Consider the following 10,424-nt stretch of genomic DNA (forward strand, 5'->3'; position numbering starts at 1 on the left):
TGTCCCTGTATTTGCCGAGAGACGAGCCTAATCAGCTTTCGGGAATGTTTAAACCCAATTCTGCCAGAATTTCCGTGACCGCGCTCACCCATCCCTCCGGGCCCGGCGCCGGGGCGGTGCGGACGCCGGGCTTGGCCGAGACAATTGTGACGCCCTGCGGATTGGGCATAATCACGCCAAAATCGGCCGCCTCGATCATAGCCAGATCATTGGGCCCGTCGCCGAGCGCGATCGAAAAGATGTCGCAGTCCGGCTTTCGTCCGGTGATGGCTTCGATGATCCGGGCCATCGCCTGTTCCTTGGTCGCGTGACCGGTCAGATGATAAAATCGTCCGCCGCGCTGGATCCGCAAGCCGGTTTCGGCGACGACGGCCGCAAGCGATTCCAGCTCGCTGTCGGTGCCGGACCAGAGAAAGGGTTCTGTCGCCTGACGATCCTGCGCCCGCCGCGCATCGTCGCGGGCCAGCCCGGTCGCCTCGACCACCGCATCGACAGACATGTCGGCAAAGCCGCGGAAATGGCGGCGCAACGAAGTCGGCAGCTTGGCGATCTGGTCCAGTATAGCCGGATAGGCGACACCCATGGTGATCCTGCCGGAAGAATCATCCTCGCCGGCAATAACGTTTTCGGGGCCATGAATGACGGACCCATTTTCCGTCACGCAGAGTGAGAATGGCAGGGGCAGTGTCTGCTGCAGGTGAAGCAGTTCCGCATGGGTCTTGCTTGTAACTGGAACGACTTCCGCCAGCGACTGCCGGGCCAGATCAGCGACCAGCCCATCCGCGGGTTTGGCCGAATAGCTGTGATGATCAAGCAGCGTGCCATCCAGGTCGGTGCATATCACGGGGTAGACGGGTCGTTTTGCCATGGTCGTGATATAGCATTCCGGCCTGAACCGGAAAGCGCTAATCTGGAGAAGCGTTCAGTCTGCGATCAAACCGCCGCGAGCGCCTGATCGAAATCGGCTATCAATCATCCGGATCTTCGACACCGATCGATATGCGCACCAGATTGTCGGTGATACCCAGCGCGGCGCGGCGTTCGTCCGGGACGGATATGTGGGTCATCGCAGCGGGCAGGCTGGCCAATGTTTCGGTGCCGCCGAGGCTCACCGCCAGTTTGGCAATTTTCATTGCATCGAGAAAGCGGAAGGCCTCCGCCTCGCCACCCTTGATGAACAGGGAGAAGGTCGAACCGGCGCCGCTGCAATGGCGGTCGTAAATATCCTGCTGGCTCTTGTCGTCGATGAAGCCGAGATAGCCGAGACCATCGACCTTGGGATGGTCGCGCAGGAAGGCGCAGACTTTTTCGGCATTTTCGCCGGCGCGGGTCATGCGCAGTTCCAGCGTCTCGAGGCTGCGCATCAGCATCCATGCGGTATTCGGATCGCAAATCGTGCCGATGGTGTTCCGGATCGCGCGGATCGGGTCCATATGCGCCTTGCTGCCGAGCACCCCGCCGGCGACTAGGTCGCTGTGACCGCCGACATATTTGGTCAGGCTGTAGATGACGATATCGGCGCCATGTTTCAGCGGCTGCTGCCAGAGCGGGCCGAGGAAGGTATTGTCGATGGCGATGGGCGGTGCGGCTTCATCGCCAAACACCTGTTTGCGCGCGTCAGCCACGCCCTCGATATCGACCAGAGCATTGGTCGGATTGGCAGGGCTTTCCAGATAGATGATCGCGACCTTGCCGCCATTGGCTGCGGCCTTCGCTTTCGCCTCTTCAAGCATCGTGGCGACTTCCGACGGGCTCGCGCCGGCGGGGAAGTCGAGGAAGGTCACGCCAAAGCGGCCAAGTATCTTGTTGATCAGGGTTTCGGTCGCGGCATAGAGCGGCCCGCTGTGGACGACGACATCACCCTGATTGACGTTGGCCAGCAGCACCGTGGTGATCGCCGACATGCCGCTGGAGAAAACCAGCGCATCCTCGGCTTCGTCCCAGATGCTCAGCCGGTCTTCAAGGATTTCCTGATTGGGGCCGTTGAAGCGCGAATAGACCAAGCCATCGGAACCGCCGGGGCGCTTGCCGGTAATCCCTTCGAAAAACCTTTTGCCAGCGGCGGCATTTTCAAAGGCGAAGGTCGAGGTCAGGAAGATCGGCGGCTTGAGCGAGCCTTCCGAAAGCTCCGGATCATAGCCATGGCCCATCATCAAAGTCGCCGGTTTCAGCTTGCGGCCGCCGATTTTCTCGATCGGTGCCTTCGGCATGCGGCGGGTCACCGGGACGGCTGCGTTGGGATCATCTTGCTTGGCCATGTCTGTCTCTCCACATCAAATATTTGCATGAAGTCTTGCCTGAAAACCTAACTGGTTACAACGGAAACCACCCAGATGCAGCCGATTATGATCGGGATGCCGGCAAGATCAAGCAGCAGGCCGGATTTCAGCATTTTCGGCAGCTCGATATGACCGGTCGACCAGGCAATCGCATTGGGACCGGTGCCGCTGGGCAGCATGAAGCCCCAGCTGGCCGCCATTGCAGCAGGCACAGCGAGCAGGACCGGATCGACACCGGTGGCGAGGATCAGGCTGGCGACCACCGGCATGATTCCGCTGGCGGTGGCGACATTGGAGGCAAATTCGGTGACCAGAATGACCAGCGCAACCAGCGCAATGGCGATGATCAGCACCGGTACCGTCTGCAGCGGTTCCAGCGCTCCGCCCAGCCATTCGGCCAGACCGGACTCGATGATCCCTGCGGCGAGCGCGAGACCGCCGCCGAACAGCATGATCACGCCCCATGGCGCCTTGTTCGCTTCATCCCAGTTGAGCAGCCGCCGACCGGTGCCATCGGGCAGCGAGAATAAAAGCAGTCCGCCGAAAATGGCGACGCTGCCATCGTGCAGGGCACCATCGGGGAAGAGCGTCTTGAGCTGCGGCAGGAACAGCCAGCCGAGCACGACAATCGCGACGACCGGGACGAGGCGCTTTTCCGGCACGCTCCACGGGCCCGGCGAGCCGATCGCCAATTTTGCTTTCACGCCATCGAAACTGTGCCGGCCAACCTTTTGCACTGCGATCAGAATGGCAGCGAGGACGGGGATGCCGATGAGCACGATCGGGATGCCGAATTTCAGCCAGCTGAGAAAATTGAGATTCATGCCCAATGTCTTGTTGATCAGGCCGGCGGCAATCGCATTGGTCGGACTGCCCACGAGAGTGCCGAGCCCGCCGATCGACGCGGCGAAGGCCACACCCATGACCAGGGCGCCAGCAAAGCCATCGGTCTCGCCGTCCTTGACGCCCCCCGCGACCAGCACCGCCAGCGCGATCGGGATCATGATCAGAGTGGAAGATGTGTTGGAGATCAGCATGCTAAGCAAGGCCGTGGCGATCATGAAGGCGAATAATATGCCCCAGGCGGTTTTGCCGGACAGGCCGATAATCGCCAGCGCCAGCCGCTTGTGCAGGCCGACACGCTCTATCGCCAGCGCCAGAAAGGCACCGCCGAGAATGAGGAAGAGGATCGGCGAATAATATTGACTGGCGGTTTCATTGACCGACATGACATCCATCGTCGGTAGCGCCAGGAAGGGCAGCAAGGCCGTGGCGGTCAGCGGCACCGCCTGGGTCATCCACCAGGTCGCCATCAGCAGCGTCAGCGCGGCGACATGCCAGGCGGGCGTCGACATGGCTTCGGGGGCCGGCACGAGCAGCATGGCGACAAATCCGGCGAGCCCCGCCCATAGACCGATGCGTTGTGCGTTCATGCCCTCTCCCCGTTTGCCAGCATGAGCTGGCGTAAAAATCGACAGGCCCTTCTTAGAGACCAGATCGGTTTAGGCCCCAGCCTTCGCTGGGGTGACGGCGGAAATCAATAGTATTCCGCAAGGCCGATCAGCGAAATCTGCCTGCCATAGCCCGCTTCGTCACGGTGGCAGGAGCGGCGATAGCTGAAATAGCGGTCCTCGTTGGCATAAGTGTCGAGGCCGAGTTTATCGATTGTGATGATGCCCGACGCTTGCAGTCGGGCGGCGACATAATCCTCGATATCAAACTGGAAATGGTCCGTTTTGCCCGCCGCGAAGAAGCGATCATTATCCGCGTCGGCTTCGAGAAACCGCGCGCGGAAGGCCGCCTCGACTTCATAGCTGGCCTGCGCAATGCAAGGGCCGATGGCGCAGGCGATATTGCCCCGATCCGCGCCGAGCTTTTCCATCGCTGTGAGGACATTGTCGGTAACCCCGGTCAAAGCGCCCTTCCACCCGGCATGGGCGGCGCCGATTATTTTGGCTTCGGGATCGTGAAACAGCACCGGCACGCAATCGGCGGTCAATATCCCGAGCAGCAGGTTCGGCCTGTCCGTCACCATCGCATCGGCCTGCGGACGCTGGTCCAGCGGCAGGGGTCCGGTCACAGTCATGACTTCCGCGCTGTGGATCTGGTGCACCGTCACCAGTTCGCTACCCGGCAGCACACCTTCCGTGGCGCGGCGGCGGTTTTCCATGATCGTCTCGCGATCATCATCACTGCCCAGACCGATATTCAGTCCCGCATAAATACCTTCCGAAACACCCCCTGCCCGGCCGACAAAACCGTGTTGCGCGCCTTCAAGCAGGGGAGACGTCGCGATATCAAGCAAGGCTCTTGTACACCTGTTCGGCAACATCTTTCGAGAGATCCGGTTGCCCAGCGATCTTCTCCAGCGCCAGCTGCATCAGTTCCGACCGTCCCCGTTCGTAGCGGCGCCAGCGCCCGAGAGGCGGGATAAAGCGCGCTGCGGTCTGCGGATTTTGCTTGTCCAGCGCGATCACCATATCGGCGATCAACTGGTAGCCCTTGCCCGACGGATCGTGAAAGCGGACGACGTTGCCGGTGAACGCGCCATAAAGCGCGCGCACGCGATTGGGGTTGGACAGGGTGAAGTCGGGATGCCGCGACAGGCTGTCGATCCGCTTCAGCGCATCCGGACGCTGCGACATCGCCTGCAGGCTGAACCATTTGTCCAGAACCAGCGCGTTGTCCTTGAATCTCTTGTAGAAATTATCAAAAGCTGCCGACCGTTCCTCCGATTCCAGATTGGACAAGACCGCCAGCGCGCCCTGCATCGCGGTCATATTGTCCGCGTCGCGATACTGGTCAAAGGCGATTTCTGCGGCATCTTCGGAGAAGGAGGCCGCAAGATAGCCCAGAGTAACATTGCGCAATTTACGCTTGCCGCGCGCCTCGGCATCGAGCGAGAATTCGCCGGGCCAGCAGCTCTTGTACAATTTGCGGAACTGCTTTTCGAACTGCACCGCGATCTTGCCGCGCAATTTCTCGCGTTCCTCGTGAATCGCCTGCGGATCGACCTCGACCATCTGGTCGCCGAGAAAGGCTTCGCTGGGCAGCTGGATCAGCTCGGCGAGAAAGGCAGGGTCGATCGACGTGTCCGCGAGTATTTTCGCGACCGCCAGCAGGATGATATCGCGATCAACCGGCGTGCCCGAAACCTTGGCCGTCAGATAATTGGTCATCAATTGCTGCATCGCCTCGAACCGGGCGAAGGGATCGTCGTCATGCGCCGACAGAAAGGCCAGTTCCTCGGCGGTCTGGTCGCTGTCCAATATGATCGGCGCGGAGAAACCGCGATTGATCGACAGGATCGGCCGCTCCTTGCAGCCTTCAAGCGCGAAGCTTTTCTCGGACTGGTCAAGCAGCAGCAGCTGTTCGCCCTGGTGCGCGCCGGTTTCCGGATCGAGCAGCGCCGTGCGCAGCGGAATGAGCAGTTCGGACGGCCTCGGCTTTTCGCCATTTTGCGCGATTCTCTGCGTCAGCCGGATTGTGGCCGTACCGGTTTGCGGGTCGTGCGACAGTGTCACGCTCACCCGCGGCGTGCCCGGCGTCTCATACCATTTGCGGAACTGTTTCAGGTCGATGTCGCCGCCGTCTTCCATCGCGGTGACAAAATCCTCGCAGGTCGCGGCTTCGCCGTCATGCCGGTCGAAATAGAGATCGGTGCCCTTGCGGAAATTCTCCGGTCCCATCAGCGTGTTCATCATCCGGATGATTTCCGCGCCCTTGTTGTAGATGGTCGCGGTGTAGAAATTGGAGATTTCCTGATAGCTTTCCGGACGGATCGGATGGGCCAATGGCCCCGCATCCTCGGGGAATTGCGCTGCCCGCAATATCCGGACATCCTCGATCCGCTTCAGCGCCGCCGAACCCATGTCGGCAGAGAAGCTCTGGTCGCGGTAGACGGTGAAGCCCTCTTTCAGGCTGAGCTGGAACCAGTCACGGCAGGTGACGCGGTTACCGGACCAATTGTGGAAATATTCATGTGCAACCACGCCCTCGATGCCGTCAAAATCGGCGTCGGTGGCCACTTCGGGATCGGCGAGAATATAGCGGGAGTTAAAGATATTCAGCCCTTATTCTCCATCGCCCCCATGTTGAAATCGCTGACCGCAACAATGTTGAACAGGCCAAGGTCATATTCGCGGCCATAGGTTTCTTCGTCCCAGCGCATCGAATCCTTGAGCGCCTGCATCGCATGGCCGGTGCGATCGAGATCGCCGTCGCGGACCCAGATATTGAGCTCGACCGGCTTGCCCGAACGGGTGGTGAAACTGTCGCTGTTGGCAACCAGATCACCGGCAACCAAGGCAAAGAGATAGCTCGGCTTCGGCCAGGGATCATTCCACTGCGCCCAGTGGCGACCATTTTCGCCATCGCCTTCGGCAACCTTGTCGCCATTGCACAAAAGCACGGGGAATTTTGCCTTGTCGGCTTCCATCCGCACCTGATAGCGGCTCAGCACATCGGGCCGGTCGGGAGCAAAAGTGATCCGGCGGAATCCTTCCGCCTCGCACTGCGTGCACAACATCCCGTTCGAGGCATAGAGCCCCATCAGCTGCGTATTGGTCGAGGGATCCAGTTCGACCTCGATCTCGACGCTGTGCGATGCGCCGCTCAGGGGCAGCACCAGGTCGCCCTCGACCAGTTTCCAGTCGGTAAATGCGGCACCGTCCACCTTGACCGTGGTCGGGGTGATATCATCGCCCTGCAGCACCAGCGGTTCATCTGCCCGGGCGCCTTTCGACCGGCGGACATCCAGTTTCGAACGGACCAGCGTGTGCTCCAGACCGAGCTGGAAATCCAGTTCGACTTCCGGAATGAACCAGGCAGGCGGACGATAGTCCTCGCGCCGGATCGTCGCGGGATCCTTGGGGGCTGGCGCGGCATCGGCCATTTCGTCATTGGGTGTTTTCTGAACATCAAGCATGGGCCTTGCCATAAGAGCCATTTGCACCCCGCGCAATTGCGTTTATGGCTTGGGTCAAAGGGAGTGGGTAAAGCCCGACCCGGTGGAGAAAGAGTAATTGCTGATGCCGCGCGTATTGATCTTCGGAATGGGCTACACCGCCTCCCGGCTGGCGCACCGGTTGCGGGCGCTGGGCTATGAGGTGATCGGCACCCGCCGGGAAGCGCAGGATGGTGCGCTGGCTTTTGACGATGCGCCCTCCGTGCTGGCGGCGCTGGAATCGGCAAGCCATATCCTCTCCTCGGTTCCGCCAGCGAGCGATGACAGCGAACCGGTGCTCGGCCAATATGGCGAGGCGATCAGGGCCGCGTCGCTGCAATGGTGCGGCTATCTCTCCGCGACCGGCGTCTATGGCGATGTCGACGGCGCCTGGGTGGACGAAAGCGCGCCGACCGGTTCGGGTCGCCGCAAGGCGCGCAGCAAGGCCGACCAGCGCTGGCAGGGATTGCGCGATGATGTGCATGTTCTGCGCCTGCCGGGCATATATGGTCCGGGCCGCAGTCCCCTCACCCGGGTCCGCAGCGGCAAGGCCCGACGGGTCAATATGCCCGGACAGGTGTTCAGCCGTATCCATGTCGATGATATTGTCAGCGCGGTGATCGCTTCGTTCGACGGGCCGGCTGGCGTCTATAATATTTCCGATGACATGCCAGCGCCGCAACATGAAGTGATCGCTCATGCGGCGCGCCTGCTGGGCATGGATGTCCCGCCGCTGCTGTCGCTGGAGGAGGCCAATCTGTCGCAGGCGGCGCTTGGCTTCTACGAGGAAAACCGGCGCATCGCCAATGGCAAGGCGAAACGGCTGCTGGACTGGCAACCGCAATATCCGGACTATAAGGCGGGGTTGCAGGCGCTGCTCGACTGACCGTCAGGCCGCGATACGCGGCGTCTTCGGCTTGCGCGCGCGCAACGCCACCAGCAGTCCGAGCATTGCCAGAACCGCGCCCGCAGCGGGCAGCCAAGTCCAGACATAGGCCTCGAAAATCGTCGACAATATCATTGCCACCACCGGCACCAGCACGCTGGAATAGGCAGCCTTGCCCGGTCCGATTTCGCGGATCATCGAGAAATAGAGCGGGAAGGTCACGACCGATCCGATGACACCGAGATAGACAATTCCGCCCCAATAGGCCGCGCGCGTCTCGTAGACCGGCGGGCCCACGGTGATCCAGGACAGCAGCACGTTGATCAGCGCGCCGAACAGCATCGCCCAGGCCAGCACCGTGATCATCGGATAGGATTTCAGCCGTTCGCCGGCCTGCATCACATTGGCAATCGAGGCCGACATGATCCCGCCAAAGGCCAGCGCCGCGCCGATCAGAACCTGTTCAAGGCTGGCCGGAGACGCGCGATATTCGTGCCAGAAGAGCAGCGCGATGCCGACCGCGGCGATCGCCGAGCCGCCGAGAAAAGCGCCCGATATCCTGTGGCCGAGGAAGACGCGGCCCATTATTGCGTTGGGCACCATCAGCAGCGCGAACAAGACCGCGACCAGGCCCGAGGTGATGAACAGCTCGGCATTATAGACAAAGTTGAAATTGAACGAGAACTGGAAAAGCCCGAGGATGAGTGCGAACAGATAACCGGTGCGGTCGAGCCGGAACGGCAGGCGCTTGTAAACCACCAGCACGAACATCGCGGCGGCGGCAATGATGAACCGGTAGCTGACCGACCAGCTCGGCGGCACCTGCGAAATCTGGTCCTTGATCACCAACCAGGTCGATCCCCAGATCAGCGAGACCAGCAGGAAGGGGATCAGAATGCGGGGGGTCAGAAGGCTCGGTTCACCGCCTTCACCCGCGTTCATAGAGCGTTGATCGCGTCAGCTAGCGGGCGGATATCCTCCGCGCTCTGGTTCCAGCTGGTCACCAGCCGCGCCTGTCTCGCGCCCCAGTCGTAGAAATCAAATCCGGTCGCGCGCAGTTTCGCCGCTTCGTCAGCCGACAATCTGATGAAAATCTCGTTCGCCTGGACGGGATAGATCAGCCTGTCGCCAGCGGCCTCGGCGATAATCTGCGCACCGGCATTGGCGGCGCGCGCATTAGCAAGCCACAGGTCGTCCTCCAGCATCGCGAGCAGCTGCGCCGCCAGAAACCGGCCCTTGGACTGCAGATGTCCGGCGCGCTTGCGGCGATATTGCGTGTCAGCGACCATTTCGCGATTGAAGAATATCAGCGCTTCGGCGCTCATTCCGCCATTTTTGACAAAACCGAAGCTGAGCGCATCGACGCCTGCCTTCCAGGTCAGCTCGGCGGGCGAGCAGCCGAGCGTCGCCACCGCATTGGCAAAGCGCGCGCCGTCCATATGCAGGCCGAGATTGCGGGCCTTGCAGACCTCCGCCACTCCGGCGACTTCGTCAGGACGGTAGACCATGCCATATTCACTGGCATTGGTGATGGAGACGGCGGCGGGCTGCACCTGATGGACATCGTCGCGGATCGCTGCGCAATGGGCCTCGACGCTTTCCGCCGACAGTTTTGCGCCCGCGCCGTCGAGCAGCATCAGCTTTGCCCCACCGGTAAAGAAACCGGGGCGCCGGCCTCGTCCTGCTCGATATGCGCTTCCCTGTGGCAGATCACGCCCTGATGCGGCTGGCACATTGCGGCCAGCGCCAATGAATTGGCCGCCGTTCCGGTCGCCACCCAGAGCGCCTCGACCTGCGTTTCGAACAGATCGGAAAAAGCGCCGTTGAGCTGCGCGCTAAGGGCATCGCCGTCATAGGCGGTGTCCTGCGCATTGGCGGCGGCAAGCGCTTCCAGCAGTCTGGGATGGACCGACGCGGCATTGTCAGAGAAAAATCGCATTGCCAGCGCATGGCTCAGCGCTTCTGGCGCGTCAAGATACCTGCTAGTCCGAGACCTCGACTATATTGTCGTCGCTGTCCCGATCGATATATTTATTATAGGGATCGACACCGGCAAAAACGGGTCTTTTTCCTGTCACGATCCGGATTTTCTGCGGTCCGGATGTGATCTGGTGGCGCTTCCGGTACAGAACATCCTTGCTGTTGAATGCTCCTTGGCCCGGTCTTGCAACGAACAGGCCTATCTCGATGTCGTCGGCCAGGTCGGCCTTGCTTTCCTTGCCCAGACCATCGGCATAAAATTTGGCAGCATCGATTGAAACCTCGGTTTGATAGCGCCCGTCCGCCAGTTTTGTAACGCTGGCAGAACCGGCCT

At 61.0% G+C, this 10,424-nt stretch carries 6 protein-coding genes and 3 pseudogenes; 1 reads left to right on the forward strand and 8 read right to left on the reverse strand.

What is annotated here, in order from left to right; genetic code table 11:
* Positions 1 to 31: 31 nt before the first annotated feature.
* From C8024_RS18675 to pepN, 5 genes and pseudogenes are all read right to left on the reverse strand, one after another.
* Positions 32 to 868 carry a mannosyl-3-phosphoglycerate phosphatase gene (locus tag C8024_RS18675; protein ID WP_173207969.1) on the reverse strand — a complete coding sequence of 279 codons (837 nt, stop codon included), beginning with the start codon at positions 866 to 868 and terminating at the stop codon, positions 32 to 34.
* 65 nt (positions 869 to 933) lie between these two features.
* Positions 934 to 2,210, reverse strand: a pseudogene (locus tag C8024_RS18680) (cystathionine gamma-synthase family protein).
* 95 nt (positions 2,211 to 2,305) lie between these two features.
* A complete protein-coding gene (locus tag C8024_RS18685; RefSeq protein ID WP_173207972.1) occupies positions 2,306 to 3,712 on the reverse strand; it encodes a DASS family sodium-coupled anion symporter in 1,407 nt (468 codons plus the stop codon).
* A gap of 104 nt (positions 3,713 to 3,816) precedes the next feature.
* Entirely contained in the window at positions 3,817 to 4,584 is a 768-nt protein-coding gene (pgeF, locus tag C8024_RS18690; RefSeq protein ID WP_254306096.1) for a peptidoglycan editing factor PgeF, read from the reverse strand.
* Positions 4,577 to 7,173, reverse strand: a pseudogene (gene pepN / locus C8024_RS18695) (aminopeptidase N). The gene pgeF and the pseudogene pepN overlap by 8 nt, the downstream one beginning before the upstream one ends.
* Positions 7,174 to 7,309: 136 nt before the next feature.
* Between pepN and C8024_RS18700 the strand changes: the two are divergent.
* Positions 7,310 to 8,110, forward strand: a complete 801-nt coding sequence (locus C8024_RS18700) for an SDR family oxidoreductase (protein WP_173207978.1) — start codon at positions 7,310 to 7,312, stop codon at positions 8,108 to 8,110.
* 3 nt (positions 8,111 to 8,113) lie between these two features.
* On the opposite strand, the gene C8024_RS18705 is transcribed toward C8024_RS18700, so the two are convergent.
* The 3 genes and pseudogenes from C8024_RS18705 to C8024_RS18715 all read right to left on the reverse strand — a co-directional run.
* The gene (locus tag C8024_RS18705) at positions 8,114 to 9,052 is read right to left on the reverse strand and encodes a DMT family transporter (protein WP_173207981.1); all 939 of its coding nucleotides are present in this window, start codon (positions 9,050 to 9,052) and stop codon (positions 8,114 to 8,116) included.
* Positions 9,049 to 10,049, reverse strand: a pseudogene (locus C8024_RS18710) (low specificity L-threonine aldolase). The gene C8024_RS18705 and the pseudogene C8024_RS18710 overlap by 4 nt, the downstream one beginning before the upstream one ends.
* Positions 10,050 to 10,092: 43 nt before the next feature.
* A partial coding sequence (locus C8024_RS18715; protein WP_217272319.1) for a hypothetical protein occupies positions 10,093 to 10,424 on the reverse strand: 332 nt, incomplete at its 5' end.

The sequence above is a fragment of the Sphingopyxis sp. BSNA05 genome (assembly GCF_013265645.1).
Taxonomy (GTDB): Bacteria; Pseudomonadota; Alphaproteobacteria; order Sphingomonadales; family Sphingomonadaceae; genus Parasphingorhabdus.